General features: G+C 57.6%; 15 protein-coding genes. 14 read left to right on the top strand and 1 reads right to left on the bottom strand.

What is annotated here, in order from left to right:
• Nucleotide 1: 1 nt before the first annotated feature.
• The 8 genes from S7S_RS18880 to S7S_RS11365 all read left to right on the top strand — a co-directional run bounded on the left by S7S_RS18880 (nt 2) and on the right by S7S_RS11365 (nt 11,158).
• On the top strand, nt 2-754 hold the full coding sequence (locus tag S7S_RS18880; RefSeq protein ID WP_144401651.1) for a MerR family transcriptional regulator: 753 nt from the start codon (nt 2-4) through the stop codon (nt 752-754).
• Entirely contained in the window at nt 747-1,994 is a 1,248-nt protein-coding gene (locus S7S_RS11335; RefSeq protein ID WP_008737110.1) for a ferritin-like domain-containing protein, read from the top strand. Before S7S_RS18880 ends, S7S_RS11335 begins: the two co-directional genes overlap by 8 nt.
• Nucleotides 1,995-2,131: 137 nt before the next feature.
• Nucleotides 2,132-2,452 carry a 2Fe-2S iron-sulfur cluster-binding protein gene (locus S7S_RS11340; protein ID WP_008737109.1) on the top strand — a complete coding sequence of 107 codons (321 nt, stop codon included), beginning with the start codon at nt 2,132-2,134 and terminating at the stop codon, nt 2,450-2,452.
• A gap of 30 nt (nt 2,453-2,482) precedes the next feature.
• On the top strand, nt 2,483-3,892 hold the full coding sequence (locus S7S_RS11345; RefSeq protein WP_008737108.1) for a cytochrome P450: 1,410 nt from the start codon (nt 2,483-2,485) through the stop codon (nt 3,890-3,892).
• 28 nt (nt 3,893-3,920) lie between these two features.
• Nucleotides 3,921-5,153 (top strand): NAD(P)/FAD-dependent oxidoreductase, encoded by a 1,233-nt coding sequence (locus S7S_RS11350; RefSeq protein WP_008737107.1) that lies wholly within the window; start codon nt 3,921-3,923, stop codon nt 5,151-5,153.
• A gap of 125 nt (nt 5,154-5,278) precedes the next feature.
• A complete protein-coding gene (locus tag S7S_RS11355) occupies nt 5,279-6,679 on the top strand; it encodes an OmpP1/FadL family transporter (RefSeq protein ID WP_238582892.1) in 1,401 nt (466 codons plus the stop codon).
• 36 nt (nt 6,680-6,715) lie between these two features.
• A complete protein-coding gene (locus S7S_RS11360) occupies nt 6,716-9,787 on the top strand; it encodes an Ig-like domain-containing domain (RefSeq protein ID WP_008737105.1) in 3,072 nt (1,023 codons plus the stop codon).
• Between the two features lie 174 nt (nt 9,788-9,961).
• Nucleotides 9,962-11,158, top strand: coding sequence for a GGDEF domain-containing protein (locus tag S7S_RS11365; protein ID WP_008737104.1), 1,197 nt, complete (start codon nt 9,962-9,964; stop codon nt 11,156-11,158).
• Nucleotides 11,159-11,287: 129 nt separating this feature from the next.
• On the opposite strand, the gene S7S_RS11370 is transcribed toward S7S_RS11365, so the two are convergent.
• A complete protein-coding gene (locus tag S7S_RS11370) occupies nt 11,288-12,331 on the bottom strand; it encodes an AraC family transcriptional regulator (RefSeq protein WP_008737103.1) in 1,044 nt (347 codons plus the stop codon).
• Between the two features lie 111 nt (nt 12,332-12,442).
• Between S7S_RS11370 and S7S_RS11375 the strand changes: the two genes are divergently transcribed.
• The 6 genes from S7S_RS11375 (at nt 12,443) to S7S_RS11400 (ending at nt 18,569) form a co-directional block, all read left to right on the top strand.
• A complete protein-coding gene (locus S7S_RS11375) occupies nt 12,443-13,696 on the top strand; it encodes an alkane 1-monooxygenase (protein ID WP_008737102.1) in 1,254 nt (417 codons plus the stop codon).
• Nucleotide 13,697: 1 nt separating this feature from the next.
• Nucleotides 13,698-13,871, top strand: coding sequence for a rubredoxin (locus S7S_RS11380; RefSeq protein WP_008737100.1), 174 nt, complete (start codon nt 13,698-13,700; stop codon nt 13,869-13,871).
• 422 nt (nt 13,872-14,293) lie between these two features.
• Complete coding sequence (locus S7S_RS11385; protein WP_008737099.1) at nt 14,294-15,262, top strand: alpha/beta fold hydrolase; 969 nt, start codon at nt 14,294-14,296, stop codon at nt 15,260-15,262.
• Entirely contained in the window at nt 15,259-16,761 is a 1,503-nt protein-coding gene (locus S7S_RS11390; protein WP_008737097.1) for a flavin-containing monooxygenase, read from the top strand. Before S7S_RS11385 ends, S7S_RS11390 begins: the two co-directional genes overlap by 4 nt.
• Before the next feature lie 34 nt (nt 16,762-16,795).
• Nucleotides 16,796-17,656: an SDR family NAD(P)-dependent oxidoreductase gene (locus S7S_RS11395; RefSeq protein ID WP_008737095.1), complete on the top strand. Its 861-nt coding sequence runs from the start codon at nt 16,796-16,798 to the stop codon at nt 17,654-17,656.
• 28 nt (nt 17,657-17,684) lie between these two features.
• Nucleotides 17,685-18,569 (top strand): metal-dependent hydrolase, encoded by an 885-nt coding sequence (locus tag S7S_RS11400; protein WP_008737093.1) that lies wholly within the window; start codon nt 17,685-17,687, stop codon nt 18,567-18,569.
• The last annotated feature ends 99 nt before the right edge of the window (nt 18,570-18,668 follow it).

The raw sequence follows: 18,668 nt of genomic DNA on the forward strand, positions 1-18,668 counted from the left end.
CATGAACCTGCGTATGGCCGAGCTGGTGCGTCGCTCCGGAGTGAGCCGCGAGACCATTCATTACTATCTGCGCGAAGGATTGCTGCCGCGCCCGCAAAAAACCGCGCGTAACACCGCGCTTTATGGTGAAGAGCATGTCCAGCGTCTGACCCTGATCCGCTCACTGCGCGATGAGCACTTGCTGTCACTGAAAGCGATCAAGGGTCTGCTGGCAGATCAGACACAGCTCAGTTTTACCCCGGATCAGCTCGCCACGCTGGCGCGCCTGCGGCGGCACAAACTGGGCAACCAGACTGCCGACGCCGACAACAGCCTGCGCACCGAACAACTGGCCGACGAACTGGCACTTTCCGATGCCGAGTTGGCCGAGCTGCGCGCCGGCCATTTCCTGTCGGCCGACGATAACGAAATAGCGGATCAGGACGAGGCCGAAACGCTGCGCCTGTGGGCCCTGCTGCGCAACGCCGGCCTGACGCCCGCGCGCGGCTTCAGCCCACGCGACATGGCCTATATCAATCAGGCGGCGGACCTTTTGTTTCAGCAGGAAGTGACCTTTTTCCAGCAACGCCTGCACAACCTGAGTGAAAAGGAAACCGACGCCCTGCTGCACACCGTGATACCGGCTATCAACCGGCTGGTCTCCCTGCGCCATGAACGCAAGATCGCCGCGCTGCTGGAAAGTTATGCCACTGCCAGCGACGCGGCAGCGCACGCAACACCATCCGAATCGTCCGAGGAGCCTCACCATGGATAACAGCAAGATCGCCCGACCCAGACTGGAGCGCATGCTGAATGGCATGCCCCTGAAGATGCAGAACAAGGTCACCCAGGTACTGGAAAACATTTCCCTGGTTGCCGAGATACGGGACCCGAAAGTTGGCATCAGCATGTTGCCGTCGGCCTACCGTGGCTTATGGCAGAAAAAAGGCAAGAGTGAGGATGGTGTGCTGATGAAGTCCGGCCACCCGGTGCATTTCGACCTCAACTATGGCTCGGATTTTCCTGAAATGTACGACCTCTACCGTCGCGCCGTCGCCAATCAGTGGGATGGCGAATGGCAGCTCGACTGGAGCACCCAGGTCGACCCGATGAACCCGGAAGTACCGATTCTCGGCAGCACGCCCTTTATTCCCTTTGATGATCTGGAAGCTGAAGGCATCAAGCTCAGCGCCAGGGAAAAGCAGGAGCTGACCTACCACTTCTCGGCCTGGATGCTGTCGCAGTTCATGCACGGCGAACAGGGTGCACTTTACGCCTCTGCCCAGTGCACCGAGTCGGTCAAATGGGTCGACGCCAAACTGTACGGCGCCACCCAGGTGATGGATGAAGGCCGCCATCTGGAGGTGTTCCTGCGCTATCTGGAAACCAAGCTGGAGCGCATGTACAAGGTCAACGACAACCTGTTCGTGATCATCGACGACCTGCTCACCGATTCGCGCTGGGATATCAAGTTTCTTGGCATGCAGATCATGGTTGAGGGTCTGGCACTGGGAGCCTTCTCGACCATGTACAACCAGACTGGCGAGCCGCTGCTGAAAAACCTGCTGCGCTATGTGATTCAGGATGAAGCGCGCCATGTCCACTATGGCGTGCTGGCACTGCGCGAACATTTCACCAAAAACCTCAGCGGGACAGAACTGCGTGAGCGTGAGGACTGGGCCTTCGAGGTCGCCATGCTGATGCGCAACCGTTTCTTCGCCCATGAGATCTATGACGAATGGTTTGCTCACAAGCTGTCCCGTGCCACCTGGAACCGGCTGATGTCGGAGTCACCAGCCATGACCAAGTTCCGCAGCATCATGTTCCAGCGATTGGTGCCGAACCTGCAATATATCGGCCTACTGTCGCCGCGCATGGAAAGCTACTACGAGAAGGCTGGCTTGATGGCCTATGTGGGCGGCAAGAACGCCAGCGAGCTGACCGAACAGGACCTGTTGCGCGACAACGACAAACTGGCTGAACAGGCCATGAAGGATGCCCGTAACGCGGCCTGAGCATGGACCTGCTGCAGCCATCGCAAATCAGTTCGATCACAAATCAGCTCGCCGGCTCCGAAGCGTTGATCCAAATGTTGAAGCAACTGAAATACCCGGGCCATTGCCCGCAAGTTAGTACTTTGAGGAGATAAGCTGTGGGAAAAATCATTTTTATCGAGCACGACAATACGGAACATGCGGTGAACTTCGAGGCTGGCATCACCCTGATGCAGGTTGCTGTCGACAATGCGATTCCAGGCATTGATGGGGATTGTGGTGGTGAGTGCGCATGTGGTACGTGCCATATGATCATTCCCGACGAGTGGTTCGACAAAACCGGTGCCATCAGTGAAACGGAAGAACAGATGCTGTCGATGACGCCCGAAAGAAGCCAGACATCGCGGCTGGGATGCCAGGTTGAAGCCACCGAAAACATGGATGGCATGACTGTTCGGCTACCAGAATTCCAGATGTAATCCGACGATCATCGTACCGAGGAGACAGACATGCCCAACAAGCAGAATATGACCACGACCCAGACGAAAATCGTCAACGCAACTTCTCGCATTATCCCAATGCATCTTCAGATTCGGGCCCTCAAGAATGTCATGGCGGCCAAAAAGAAGATCTTTGGTGCCAGTCGACCGGCACCGAATTTTATCGAGAAGCCCGTTGCCGATGTGACAACCCTGAAACTCGAGGATATCGACCTCAGCAACCCGTTCCTTTATCGGCAGAATCAGTGGGATACCTATGCTAAGCGTCTACGTGATGAAGCGCCGGTGCACTATCAGAAAAGCAGCTATTTTGGCCCGTTCTGGTCAGTGATGCGTTACGAAGACATACTCTTTGTTGACAAGAATCATCAGCTGTTTTCTTCCGAGCCGCAGATCGTGCTGGGCGACCCGCCAGACGGCCTGTCGGTGGAGATGTTTATCGCCATGGATCCACCCAAGCACGACATTCAGCGTCGGGCTGTGCAAAGCGTGGTAGCGCCAAAGAACCTCAAGGAAATGGAAACCCTGATACGCGGCCGCACGGAAGAGGTGCTTGACAGCCTGCCGCTGGGCGTCCCCTTCAACTGGGTGCCTGTGGTATCGAAAGAGCTGACCGGTCGCATGCTGGCCACGCTGCTTGATTTCCCTTATGAGGAGCGCCACAAGCTGGTTGACTGGTCCGACCGATTGTCTGGCGCCGCGCAAGCAACCGGCGGCGAGTTTTCTGACGAAGGTGCCATGTTTGATGACGCAGCCGACATGGCTCAGGCCTTTTCAACACTTTGGCGAAGCAAAGAAGCACGCCGCGCCGCTGGCGAAGAACCTGGCTTTGACCTTATCAGCCTGATGCAGAGCAACGACGACACAAAGGACCTGATCAACCGGCCGATGGAGTTCATCGGCAATCTCGCCCTGTTGATTGTTGGCGGTAACGACACCACACGTAACTCAATGAGTGGCGGTGTGCTGGCGTTGAATCAGTTTCCCGAAGAGTTCACCAAGTTGAAAGCGAACCCGGATCTCATACCCAACATGGTATCCGAGATAATTCGCTGGCAGACCCCCTTGGCGCATATGCGACGTATAGCAACCCAGGATGTCGAAGTTGGCGGCCAGACCATCAGAAAAGGGGACCGTGTCATAATGTGGTACGCATCAGGAAACCGCGACGAACGAAAGTTCGAAAACCCGGACCGGCTTGTTATCGATCGCAAGGAAGCGCGTAACCATATCGCATTCGGATACGGCATCCATCGTTGCATGGGCAATCGCCTGGCGGAATTGCAGTTGCGCATACTCTGGGAGGAACTTCTCAAGCGCTTCGACAATATCGAGGTGGTCGGCGAACCTGAACGGGTGCAGTCAAACTTTGTCCGTGGCTATTCAACATTGATGGTCAAACTGACAGCGAAGGACTGACAAACCTACTCAAGGCGCAGACAGGCCCATGACAGAACAAAAGCAGGATACGACGGTTATTGTTGGCGGTGGACACGCTGCAGGTGCGCTTCTGGCAAACCTGCTACAACAAAAATATCAGGGCACGGTGGTTCTGGTTGGAGAGGAACCCTATCCACCCTATCAGCGCCCACCGCTGTCAAAAGCGTACCTCTCTGGTGAGACCGACCAGAAAGCTCTGCTGATGAAGCCACTCTCTGCCTACGAAAGTGCCGGCTTTCAGATACGCCTCGGTGTGCGTGTGGACAGCATAGACCGCGCCAACAGATGCGTCTCGTTATCGGATCAGAGCACATTAACCTACGATCGACTGGTTCTGGCCACTGGTTCGAAGGTTCGCCGACTGAGTGCCCCCGGGGTTGAATCAACCGGAATTCATTACCTGCATGATATCGCTGATGCAGATCACCTTCGCGATGCATTAGCCGCCGGAAAACGACTGGTGATTGTCGGTGGCGGGTATATCGGCCTGGAAGTCGCCGCCAGCGCGACCAAGCGCGGCGTCAAGGTTACCGTTCTGGAAGCCGCTGAGCGTTTGATGCAGCGAGTGACCGGGCCACAAGTGTCAGCTTTCCTGCATGACAAGCATACTCGCGCCGGCGTAGATGTGCGTCTGGGCTCTGCGGTAAAGGGTTTCAAAATCGGGCATCAGGGCCATGTTGAGGGCGTCTTGCTTGCCAACGGTGAATGTGTGCCCGCCGACGTCGTGCTTGTTTCTATCGGCGTTGTCGCCGAAACGGATCTGGCCGAAGCCGCCGGTATCACCTGCGACGATGGCATTCTCGTTGATCAGTATGTACGGACTAACGATCCTTCCATTCTGGCAATCGGCGACTGCACACGTCACCGCAATCTTTTTTTTGACAACACGCAGCGCTTGGAATGTGTCTCCAATGCGGTTGATCAGGCACGCACAGCGGCGGCGATGCTGACGGGGGAAAATAAACCCTACGACAGTGTGCCCTGGTTCTGGTCGAATCAGTTTGGTGTTCGCTTGCAGATGGTGGGTCTTTCCGCAGGTCATGATCAAAGCGTGGTCCGAGGGAGCCCGGACAGCGAAACGTTTGCGGTTTTCTACCTTCGAAACAGCCATGTTGTCGCGGTCGATGCCGTGAACATGCCATTGGCGTTTATGGTGGGAAAGAAGCTGGTTGCCCGACGAGCTACCGTAGACGCGCAGTTACTCGCTGACATCGAGTTTGACATCAAGTCGCTAGCATGAAGCCAATTGGCCTTAGTCCGTAACATAAGGCCGCGATATTCATACCTACTTCTTATTGCCAGAACTTCTTGCAATCGTTATTTTGGTTGGTCATACAAATAAAAATGCGTCGTGAGGTGCCCTAGATGAAGGATTCACGTCTTAACAACAAGAGTACGAATAGAAGCGGAATGAAGCTTCTGGCGGCCCCCGTCACTTCTTGGGTTATGGCCCTGATGGCAGCCATGTGCAGCTCGCCAGTGATGGCGGGCGCCGGAGACACCGCAAACACTTATGGTCTTGGTCCGTTGAATGTCGGAACAGCCATGGCATTCAGCCCGTTCGGCTCAGGTGCCTTCGCGGTTTACTACAATCCTGCCGCCATGGCGCGCTCCGCGGAGGGTGAAATCATTGCAGTGCTTCAGCATGGCGATCAGGAGTTGCGCGCCAAATCCCTTGGCGGCGATGCACCGCTCGTACGTGATAATAACGTGCTGAACGATCAGAGTTCGGAGCTGCTGCTTTTCGGCTTGAAAACGCGGCTCGCGGGCGCTTCGGATTCTATCGGGCCGGTCTATTTTGGCCTGAACGTCGGCGTCGACGAATATTCCGGCAATATTCTGCCCTTTCAGGCCGATACGTCGGAGCAAGGGCAGTTTCTGCGTTATCAGTCCCAGCCGCTTTATCTGGCGTTCGGCGGCGCTGTCGGCAACCTCCTGCGCGGTGTCGATGTAGGGCTATCCTTCCGGTTGACACTTGGCGCCAACGCCCGGCTTGAAGCCGTCAGCGATCTCGCCGGCAATACTGATACCGAAAAGCTGTCTCTGGAGGCCTCCCCTTCCTTGTCCCCGACCGTCGGCGTAACGCTCCGGCCAGGGGAGATGCTGTGTGGGTCCAGCGACTGCCTGCCATTTGGCCTCGATGCGCTTGAAACAGCCCTGTTCTGGCGTGACGAAAGTGATTTTGGCGTGTCTGTGGACGCCAACGTGGTCATTCCAGGGGTGATTCCCGAGCCTGGCTTGGATCTCGTCCTCGACACCATCGATTCTTATCAACCCGAGGTTCTCGGGTTCGGCTTGCTGTACCCCGTTAACCAACTGGAATTTGCGGCATCTGTTGAGTTGCATCGCTGGTCGCAGCTGGAGAAGAGATTCGCCGGTGACACCGTTCGCGATCAGGCCAATACCCGCTTTGATGACATCACCATCGTGCGCCTCGGTGCCAGCTATCAGTGGTCCGACGCATTGAAATTCCATACTGGTATTTCCGTGGAGGACTCACCGCTTAAATCCACGCAATCACAGGATGTGAATTTCCTTGATTCCGACAGAAAGATTTTCGCCGTCGGCGCCAGTTATCGCTTCAATGACTTTCCCGTCGTCAAGCAGCCCCTAGAGTTTGGCGTTGCCTATCAGTATCAGCAGCTCGACAAGGCCGAATTCGATCTGCTTTCGATCAATTCACCCACAGATCCGCAGCCTTATGAACGGGTTCAGGCCGACGGCGACATTCATGTATTTTCCGCATCAGCTTCGCTGAAGTTCTGATGCCTGATCCAGGGTGCGAAGTAGAGGAGAATAACAATGAGCAGAATGCCCGTTCCCGTTCACCACCTTATGACCACGTTAATACTTGCCTCGCTTATCGTCGGCTGTGGTGACGATGCCGGCCAGATCACCAACCCATGGCAGCCTCCGGACAGCCTGATTTTTGCGTTTCCTTTTCCGGACCAGGACGAGGTGCCCGTCAGCACTCCCGTTGTGCTTAGATTTTCAAAAGCCCTCGACGACGACGTTGCTGCGGATATCGAGAACAGAGTGCAGCTTCGTCACCTTCCGGACGACAGCGTTGTCACGGTAGATTACAAAATTGTCAGCGAAGGCCGCGGGCTGGTTTTGCGCCCTGCCGCTGCCCCCCTGGTCGCCAACAGCAGCTACCAATTGGTGCTCACCGGAGACGGTCTTGGGTCGATCAATCCGGCACCGTTTGATGACTTCCGGTTCCACACTGCCGGGCTTCAGTCCGGCTCCCGGGACCTGGTTGGCTCGGGTCCGTTTGCCATGCTATCGGTGGCCCCACTGGATCAGGCCTCGTTACTGGTTGACAACCCGGATGCGGCGCATCCCGGTGACATGGATACCTTGCGCCTGGTGTTCAACCGAACGCTTGACCCTGCCAGCGTAACTTATGGTGAAACCGTCAGCTTGCTTGACAACAACGACATGCTTGTCGAGGCCTCCCTGTACTTGCAGGGGCGGTATCTCGCGCTTGACCCCAAGAACGATCTTGGTAGCGTCGAGCACCGGCTTGTGATTGATGGTGTTCGCAGTCGAGAAAATGAAACGTTTCCCTCGTTAGAGCGCCGGTTCACGCCGATGCAGACAATGCCGAGGGAAACGGCCATTCTCAGAGTCGGCACACTCGGTGAGGAGCAGCCTGATATGCTGTCACGCCTTACCGGGGAACCGTTGAATTCCGTCCCGGTAAGGTCATTCATTATTGGCAATGACAGCAGCACGGATCTGGTCGGCGATCTTGCTGCGGATCTCGCCTTTGTCCCTGACTTCCCGGACGCCGTGCCGCTACGCGTGCCCGCTGGGTCAGTGCTGCGCGGCTCGCCGGTGGATATCAACATTATTGGCGAAGTTGACTCCGGCCTCGAATCCGGCGGTGTGTTGGTCACGCTGCTCACCGATGCCAACGGTTATCTGATCCCCAACCCGCTCAGCAGTGCTGACGATGCACCACGTTATGCGCTATTGAATATGGATGTGGCAATGACGGCCGAGGGAACTGAAACCAACGCCGCACTCAGCCAGAACCTGCTCCATATACAGATTGCTGGTCTGGCCATCGTGGAGGATGGTGTACTGGTACTGGATGCCGTTGGTGTGGCGGAACCGGAAGTGCTCGGTCTCGAACGAGCTTCCGGGCTGTTGTCTTTCCGCATGGAGGCCTATGCCGATCAGCGCAATGCCCCGGTACCGGTCGAGGATACCCGCCCGTTGCAGCTGCAGTCCTGGGTACCGGGTGATGATTTTCAACCCAACGCCCGGCCGGGGGACCCGATTATTCTGAACTTCAACAAACCGCTAGACCCGGCTTCCGTGTTGCTTGATGGCGCCATTCAGGTGAGCATTGACGGCGCACCGGTTGCCCCCGATCTTGCCCCCATGCGGCATGACGGCGCGACCGTTATTATCGATGGCAGCCAGATTGTTCATAACATCGACATCGAGATAACCCTGACGTCGTTACTGCGAGATCTTCAGGGCAATCCACTCAATCAGGATCAGACCCTTTATCTGCGCCTGGCTGATTTTGTTCTTCCCGGCGGGAGTCCGGCCAACCTTCGATCCCCCCTGATTGCCAGTGTCTACCCAGGCTATCCCTGTGCCCTGGTTGACGCAGTGCTCACGGGTCCGCAGGAGGACTGGCGCAATGGCCGGTGTGACGGCGGCCAAAGCGATGACCCGCGTTATCCGATCCCGGAGCTCTTCGTGGAGCAGAGTCTGCGGGTAATTTTTAACCGCAGCATTGATCCCGGAAGCGTTAACGAAAGCACTTTCTTTGTTGAGCGCCGCATCGAAGATGGCACTTGGCAAGCCATTCCCGGTCACCTCACCATCCTGCCCCAAAGGATCGAGTTTCACCCCGATCGACCCTGGCAGGTGGGTAGCCTGTATCGCTATACCCTGCGTTCAACCAACAATACCGTGAACTGCGGTGTTAATGCGATTTGCGCACTCGATGGCGCCCCCATCCAGACCCGCCAGATATCACAAAGTAGCAGCACTGCCCCCGGCCCCCGCCAAGGCGGGCCGAACCTTGTCAACCATTTCCTCGTCAGTGGCGAAGATCGTCGCTTCACCGTGGTTTCGTTGCGATCACTGCCGGCGGCAGATGTAAATGCCAATCTTGTGCTGGATGGTGCGGAACAAGGTGTGCAGGACGTCGGCGGTACTCTTGTCATACCGCCCAATGTTCTTGGAATGAGACTTGTCAGTACCTCAGGGGTGGTGACGAGTGCCAATCTGGGCTGCTCTATTGGCGAGGATTGTCCAGAGAAACGATTCGTCTACGTCGCCAGCGGCGCCCTGCAGGCCGGAGTCCGGCGTTATGATGCAGAGGCGGAGGTCAACCGACGCCTACTCGACGGCAACCCCGACACGGACGACTGGACTACAGGCGCCATCATGGCCGACGTGTTCCCCAACACCCTGACTACAACCGGCGTTTTTCTTGAGGCACGCGCCTTAAGCCTGATCACCATCCCGCTGAATACGGGGCCTCTCGTACTGCGGCTAGACTATAAGGATAACCAGCCAATCCAGGGCTTTATCACCGATACAGCGGACGGACCCTGGTTCAGCACGACCTTTGACCTGTTGATCGACGCGCCGGAGCTGGAACCCCGACTTCTGATCGAGCTTGGTCATGATATCCGCAGCAAGCGCGTCGAAAATGTTACGCTCGAGGGCCCGTTGCGCTTCGTTGACGATGGCCGACTGGTTCTCAAGGTAAGAAATCCTGACCCATTGGTCATACCCGCAAATATAGACTTGCTGGGCATTGGTCTTGCCGGTGTAGTACTGGAAGTACCGCCCCTTGCCGTGGACCTGACCTTCACCTTCCTGCCGGTGAAAGATTTCTAGTATGCACCGGCTCATCCCGGCCCGTTTTCCTAACCAGCCCGTTCAAGCCCCCTCCGGGGGGCTCTTTTTGCTCACTGCAACCCGGCTACGCCATCCTGTCCCATGCCATACGCTATTGAGCAGCAAGAAACAGGCGGATTGAATAAACGACCGTGGAAAGGAACCCTGATGCCAATGCCAGACCACAAAAACAGGCCCATGTACCAGAGGAATTTCCAGGACGAGTTCAGCTGGTTCAGCAATCCGCTCGACTGGAGGCCGATAGAACGGCTGATCCTACTGGCCGCTCTGGTCATGCTGGCACCGATACTATTCGGCGGCGCCCTCGCCTTCGCGCTTGCCTTCGCCCCGGAATATATCAACCGGGGAGTCGGCTATGGCCTACTCACGCTTTATGCAACCCAGTTTGTGGTACTCAGCGTTTATCTGCTGCAGGCCCGTTACCGGCGCGCCTTTCACTCCGATTATCCGGCACTCGAAAACGCATTGATTATCCTGTTTATGGCAAGCGTTATGACGACCGGCTTCCTGACCGGCACCCATCTAAGCAACGGTTTGCTGACGCTGTTTCTGGGGATCAATATCGCCTCCGCACTGGCCGACGTTGGCAAGGTGCGGCTTGCCTATATCGCAGGCTTCACCCTGACTGTCGTTTTCACCGTCGCCGGCGATATTTACCACCTCTGGCCCCATGCCCCGCTGTTCCAGCGATCACCGATGCTGATCGACGGCCAACCGGTGTCCGGCTGGCTGGCCATACAGATCATTACCGGCTCGGTACTGCTCATGCTGCTCGGGGTCTGCGTCGCTGCGGTGCGCCGCTGGGTGGAGCGCGAAAGCCTCTATCGGGAAATGTCTATCATCGACGGGCTCACCCGGCTGACCAACCGTCGCGCCCTTCTGGAGCGCGGCGAGAAGGAGCTCGCAAGAGCCCAGCGCATGCCGACCGGGGCGACATCAGGCTTCGGTTGCATCATGCTCGACCTCGATCATTTCAAGGAGATCAATGACACCTGGGGGCATCATGCCGGGGACGAGGTACTGGTGACGGTGGGCGATATCCTGATGAATTGCGCGCGCCGCTATGACGAGGTAGGCCGCTTTGGCGGCGAAGAATTCGTTATCCTTCTGCCGGGGGTCACGCTGGACACGGCGCTGGCCATCGCCGAGCGTATTCGCGGGAAAATTGCCCTCACCGATATCCGGGCAAACGATTACCCGATCCCCGTCACGGCAAGTCTCGGCGTCGCCGTCTACCCGGCATCCGGGATCAACAACCTCAACGATCTGCTCAAGGCCGCTGACAAAGCCCTTTACAGGGCGAAGCAAGCCGGTCGTAACCGGGTAGAGGCCATGACTGACGCTGCGTGATATTTGCAGAATACCTGCGAGCTTACGTTGGTCGTCGAATACTGCTTCGATCGGGCTGACGCTCATTCGCATACCAGACAAAATCCGCACGGAAATCACCGCGCAGACAAATATTTCGGCACTGTTTCATCAACTCCCCGGATTCCCGCCAGCCGCCCCAGGAGCCTGCTTCCGCCAGGCCGCTGGCGAAACCCCATACCAGCGCCGGAAAGCCCGGCCGAAATTGGCCGGCTCGGTGTAGCCCAGACGCAGAGACACATCCGCCACAGTCAACCTTGCATCAGTGAGCAGCCGCCGGGCGTATTCTTGACGCAACGACTCGACGATACCTTGGTAGCTTGCTCCCTCTGCCCTCAGACGACGGATAAGAGTGCGGGAAGTGACATTCATCCGCCCTGCCACTGCCTCAAGTGTTGGCGGCACGCCCGCCTTCACAGTTTCGGCAGAACCGCTTTCCAGGGCATTACGCACAAGAAACTCCACCATCCCGGATGTGGTGGAGAAGCCACCGCGCTGACCGATGATCCGGCGGCTTTCGAGGATGTTTTCCCGGTGTGCGGTCGGCTCACTCAGGGGCGAGGGCAGGTGGCGCCAGGCAACGGGAAGGGCAACAGCAAAGCGGCTGCCAGGTTGCGTATCCGCCCGGTAAAGCCGGGCAACAGAACCGACATCCGCCACCCAATTCGGCAGGGTCAGCTGCACGGCCCTGGCGGGAAGCTGGCCGAGCAGCGCCTCGAGCAGCGCTTCAACCACTTTCATGATGATCAGCGCCACCCGACAGAAAAACACCCTGTCGCCAGTCAGGTCTTTCAGGGACAGGACATACTTGCCCTGCTCCTCATGCAGCAGCAGCTCGACGGCGGTAATACGCGCACGATAACAGCTTACCAGCGTTTCCAGTGCCTCACCGACCGTGGCGGCGGTCAGGGCGGCAAAGCCCACCGCACCATGACTAGTAATGTTGAGACGCTCACCCAGCCGAATCGGCCATTCGGGCTCGCGCTCGCCCTGATGCTGATCCAGCCGTTCAAATACCCGGGCAAGCGTTTGCCAAGGGACAAACTCCACATCTCGAAGGGTAGCTGCCGTTAGGCCCGTGCCGGCCAGCAGGCGGTCCGCCGAAATCTCTCCCTGAAGAATGAGACGGACATAGGCAGCCGAAACACCAGCCATCGTTTCACTCCTTTCTGATCGGGCCATAACGCCTCATGTCATTAAATGACTATAAAGATGTCATTAAGTGAAATGTCCCCGTGCGAGCCAGCTCCGTAGAGTCAGGAAAACATGATCGTACACCACATTGCTCGGTGGCCGATCAAAAACAACAACCCGCTGAATGAGGTGCTGACAATGAGCACAACCTATCAGATCAACCACCCCGAAAAGGGGCTGATCCAGTACACCGATCAAAAACGCTATCTGTGGATGGCATCCATCCTGCTGCCTCTTCTGGCGGTATCCGGTGTGGCAGGCTATTTCTGGCTGACTAGCGAGTGGGCCCTGCTTGCGCCCTTGGTCTTTTTGTACGGCGTGGTCCCTGCGCTCGACAATCTGTTCGGCTCTGACGAAAACAACCCGCCCGAAGAACTGGTGCCGCAGCTGGAAGAAGACCGATATTACCGCATTCTCACCTGGCTGACCGTGCCGATGCATTTTATCGTGCTGTTTGCGATGGCCTGGTTTGTCGGCACCACGGAGCTGTCCCTCTGGGCTATGGTAGCCGTCGCCCTGACCGCTGGCATTTACAGCGGCCTTGGCATCAACACGGCGCATGAGCTTGGCCACAAGAAACCGCTGCTGGAGCGCCGACTGGCCCGGCTCGCGTTGGCGGTCAGCACCTACGGCCACTTCTGCGTGGAACACAATCGCGGCCACCATCGTGATGTTGCCACCGGGGAGGATCCGGCCTCTTCACGGATGGGGGAATCCATCTACAAGTTCATGCTTAGGGAAATTCCCGGCGCCTTCCGTCGCGGCTGGGAAGAAGAGCAGCAACGGCTACAGCGCAAGGGGAAATCAGTCTGGAGCCTCGAAAACGAAATCCTACAGTCCTACGCGCTCAGCGCAGTCATACAGGTAGGACTGATTGCCACCTTCGGCTGGGTCATGGTGCCGTTTCTTCTGATTCACAACTTCTGGGCCTGGTTCCAGTTGACCAGCGCCAACTACATCGAGCATTACGGGTTGTTGCGCGAGCGTAAGGAAAATGGCCGCTACGAGCACTGTCAGCCTCACCACAGCTGGAATGCCAACTACATTTTCAGCAACATCCTGCTGTTTCACCTTGAGCGTCATTCGGACCACCACGCTAACCCAACACGCCGATATCAAAGTCTTCGCAACTTTGACAACATTCCGGAGCTACCCAACGGTTACTTCGGCATGTTCCTGGTCGCCTACATCCCGTGGCTATGGTATCGGGTGATGGACAAGCGGTTGCTGGCACTGCCACATATTCAGGGAGACCTGAGCAAGGTCAATATCGACCCGGCCAAACGGGACGCTATCCTAGCCCACTATGGTAAGCAGGCGGTGTGACATGGCGATTTACCGTTGCAGTGGCTGCGGCCATACGTTTGACGAGGCCTTGGGCGATCCGCGCGAGGGCTACCCACCCATGGCCTTCGCCGACTTGCCGGAGGACTTCACCTGCCCCAATTGTGGTGTTCGGCACAAGGAGGACTTTGTCCGCGACGAAAATAGGGGGGAGTAAACCCGTCCACAGTAAAGGCTGACGCGGCCCGGGCTTTCAGGGCCGTGCAGGAACAACCGAAAAGTCCGCCGGATCATCAGATCCGGCGGCGTACACCCCGGCCCCGCCGTTTCCGGGTCGCCGCCGGGCAGACCCACCCGTTTCTAACGCCAGTCACGCGGCGACGGCCCTGCTTTTTTTGCTGAATGCCTGACGAGAACAAGCGGCAGCGCTTCGGGCGTACCTGTCGGCCAGGATTGGTGGCCGGCCGGCTATAGCGAACGCACCCGCCCTCCCGCACAACCAGAAACTCCCGGTCTTAGAATAGCCGAGCGCCCCTGGTGGCAGGACTCTCCTCTGCCGTTCGTGTTGTCCCGGCTTTTCATCCGGGTAGTGATCAGATACCATTTGGCTGCTCAACCAAACAAATAAGAGATTCATATATGCCTGACCAAGATCGGATCTCGGCCCGCGCCGCCAGTACCGGTGCCAGTGCCAGTGCCGCTCACGACGGTACCTCCACGCTGTTTGTTGGTGACAACAATCTGGTACTGCGCGCCACCCGCTTCGGTGATCAGGATGCCCCTGTGGTGCTGCTACTGCATGGCGGCGGCCAGACCCGCCACGCCTGGGCCGATACCGGCCGAGCGCTGGCCGCAGCCGGCTACTGTGCTATTGCTCTGGACGCCCGCGGCCACGGCAATAGCGACTGGTGCCCACAGGGCGACTACAGCGCCCGCGCCCTGATCAGCGACCTTCGCGCCATACTCGAGTCACTGCCCTGCACCCCTTATATTGTCGGCGCTTCCATGGGGGGGCTGACCGCAATGCTGACGCTGGGAGAACACCCTGAACTGGCCTGTCGCGGGCTGGTGCTAGTGGATGTGGCACCGCGGCTGGAACGTGACGGGGTGCGGCGGATCATCGAGTTCATGCGGCGCCACCGGGACGGCTTCGATTCGCTGGAGCAGGTGCGGGACGCGGTCGCCGCCTATAACCCCGCACGCAAGGCACCACAGGATGCACAAGGCCTGCGCAAGAATCTGCGCGAGGACAGCAGTGGCCGTCTGCACTGGCACTGGGACCCGGCGTTTCTCGATCACGCTGTCATTCCCGAGGGCGATGAAGGCATGTTCGGTCAGGCCCGGCTGAACCGGGCGGCGCGCCGCCTGAGCCTGCCGGTACTGCTTATTCGCGGTTATCACAGCGATGTTCTCAGCGACCAGGGTGCCCGGGAGCTGATGGCGTTGATGCCGCAAGCGCACTACCTCGTACTTGAGCAGGCCGGACACATGGTGGCCGGCGATCGCAACAGCATTTTTACCTCTGCAGTCCAGCGCTTTCTTTACGACCTGGAAAGCAATAATGCGGCCCCTTTATCTTCCCCCAGCAAGCAGGGAGTCACCCTATGAAACATCCTCACCTTGATGTGCTCATCATTGGCGCCGGCCTGTCCGGCATCGGCGCGGCCTGTCACCTGAGCCGCAAGTGCCCGGATCTGCACTACGGCATTGTTGAACGTCGCAAACGCATGGGCGGCACCTGGGATCTGTTTCGCTATCCAGGCATCCGCTCGGACTCAGATATGTTTACCCTCGGCTACAATTTTCGCCCTTGGACCGATACAAAAATGTTGGCCGACGGCCCGTCAATTCGTAACTACATTGAAGATACAGCCAACCAGTACCGGGTCAAAAAGCACATCCGGTTCGGCCTCAAGGTCATCTCGGAAGAATGGGACAGCAGCAAGAAACGCTGGACCATAACCGCGCTAAACGAGGAAAGCGGCGACGAGGAAACCTTTACCGCCGGATTCCTGTTCAACTGCACCGGCTATTACAACTATGACGCCGGCTACACCCCGAAAATACCGGGTATCGGCCGCTTTGGCGGCGAGGTGATTCATCCGCAACACTGGCCGGAAAATTACGACTATAGTGGTAAGCGTGTTGTGGTGATCGGCAGTGGCGCCACCGCCGTGACGCTGGTACCAGCGATGGCCGACAAGGCAGCCCATGTCACCATGCTGCAGCGGTCACCGACTTATGTAGCAACTGTGCCGGAACAGGATCTGATTTCACACAATCTGCGCCGATTCCTGCCGGAGATGGCAGTATACCGGATGGCCCGAGCCCGCAACATCCTGCTTCAGCGGACCGTTTTCAAATTGTCTATCAGCAAACCAAAAGCGATTCGCCGACTGCTGCTGGCCGCCGCGCGCAAGCAGCTTGGGCCGGATTTCGACATGACGCATTTCGAGCCGCACTACAATCCGTGGGAAGAGCGCATGTGTGCGGTGCCAAAGGGCGATCTGTTCAAGGTGCTGCGCGAAGGCAAAGCCTCGGTGGTCACCGACCAGATCGACACGGTAACCAAAACCGGCATCAAGCTGAAATCCGGCGAGCTGCTACCCGCCGACGTCATTATCACCGCCACCGGACTCGACCTGCAGATGTTCGGAGGTGCCGCGCTGCGTGTCGACGGCAAGGATATCAGCATCCCCGACACCATGCTGTACAAGGGGCTGATGCTTGAAAACGTGCCGAATATGGCGCTGGTTTTCGGCTATACCAATTCGTCCTGGACACTCAAGGCCGATATTGCCTGCGAGTTTGTCTGTCGCCTGCTCAAGTATATGAAGAGCATCGGTGCTGACAAGGTGACGCCGGTGGACGATGAGCACTGCGGGACCGACCTGAACTTCCTGAACCTGCGCTCGGGTTACATCCAGCGTGCCAATGACCGCCTGCCGCGCCAGGGCAGCAAGCTGCCATGGCAGAACCTGAACGACTACCTGCGCGACCTGCCAGCACTGCGCTACGGCAACCTTGACGATGGCAAGCTGCATTTTGAAGGGGTCAACCTGCATGCATCCAAACGCGGGCTGGTGCAGCAACTTCTTGGCAGCTGAGCTGCGCTGAAAAAACACGAAGAGGAACCGCACTATGAAAACTTTCTCCGGCAAAGTCGCCGCCATTACTGGCGCCGGTTCGGGAATCGGTCAGGCCACTGCTATTGCTCTGGCAAGGGAAGGCTGTCATCTGGCCCTTTCCGACATCAGTGAGCAAAGTCTGGAAGGGACCGTCGAGAGATTGGCCGGCTATCCGGTCAGAATCAGCACCCATCTGGTCGACGTGAGTGATCGTGATGCTGTCTATCGCTATGCGGACGACACGGTGTCCGAGCATGGCAAGGTCAATATCATCATGAACAATGCCGGTGTCGGTCTCGGCGAAACTGTCGAAAACATGAGTTACGACAATTTTGAATGGCTCATGAATATCAACTTCTGGGGCGTGGTGTACGGCACCAAGGCATTCCTGCCGCACCTGAAACGCTCCCGCGACGGCCATATCATCAATATTTCCAGCGTCTTCGGCATCATCGGCGTGCCGACCCAGTCGGCGTACAACGCGGCCAAGTTTGCCGTGCGCGGCTTTACCGAGTCGCTGCGCGAGGAGCTGGACATTGAGCAATGCGGCGTCAGCGCCACCTCGGTGCATCCGGGCGGCGTCAAAACCAATATCGCCCGCAACAGCCGCATGGGTGACATGGGGGACTTCGGCATGGGCGACAAAGAAGATATCGCCGCAATGTTTGAGAAAATCGCCATGACCACACCGGAATCTGCCGCCAGAACCATTCTCGCCGGCGTGCGCAAGAATCAGCGCCGGGTGCTGGTGGGTGCGGATGCGGTAATGCTCGACACTGCCCAGCGCCTGATGCCGACTGGCTATCAACGCCTGTTGGAGGCACTGTTCAGAATGAATCAGGGCAAGAAAAAGACATCGCAGGGCATCGCCTGAACTTCATCATCCGACAACCGGAGGTCTTATGAAAAAATCCAGCACTGTGACCGCGATCAGAAAGCTGACTGGCGCCATGGTCGGCATTCCACCACGCCATATCGATTTCCGCTTTCCGGAATCGATGCCGAAGTATTTTTACGGTGGTAACGCTACCGCCACCACCTTCTTTGCCATGCTGTCCGGCTTCTTTCCGCCCGGCGAGCGCTACTTCATGGAGTCTGTTCGACAGTTCCGAGACCGCGTCACAGACGACAACCTGCGCGCAGCGATATCCGGGTTCATGGGTCAGGAGGCGATTCACGGACGTGAGCATGACCGCCTGAATGAGCTGCTCGCGGAACGGGGTTTTGACATGAAGGCGCCAGACAGATTTGTCAGAATCGGCCTTGCCATTCTCGAAAAACTGCCTGCAAGTACGCGTCTGGCAGCCACCACCTTCATGGAGCACTTTACCGCGCTTCTGGCCGAGCAGTTACTCGAAGACAAACAGTTTCGTCAGCAGGCGGATCCGGAAATGATCAAGATCTGGCAATGGCATGCGCTGGAAGAGCTGGAGCACAAGGCTGTCGCCTATGACGTTTACGAGCTTGTCGGCAATACCCGTACCGAGCGCGTGGCTGCCGCGTTGGCCTCCATGCTGGTGCTGTTACCGATGCTCGGCATCACCTGGAGCTGGATGCTGGCCCAGGACCGCCAACTGGGCAACGTGCCTGACAACATCAAGGGCCTCAGTATCCTGTTCGGCCGCGGCGGCTTTGTTTCCCGCATTTTGCCGCGCCTTCCAGAATTTATGGGCGCATGTTTCCACCCTGATAATCACGATACCAAGGCACTTGAAAGCCGTTGGCGTGATAAGCTATTCGCGGAGGGTGGTGATCTATACCATGAGTACCGCAACAACGTAGCCTAACCATCGGCGTTTCGGTGACCGTCAATGCGAAAATGGCGGTCACCGACTGCGTATTCTATTGTTCCGAGTCTGATCCCGCCATCCTGTCCGCAACGGCAT

This window comes from Isoalcanivorax pacificus W11-5 (genome assembly GCF_000299335.2).
Classification (GTDB): domain Bacteria; phylum Pseudomonadota; class Gammaproteobacteria; order Pseudomonadales; family Alcanivoracaceae; genus Isoalcanivorax; species Isoalcanivorax pacificus.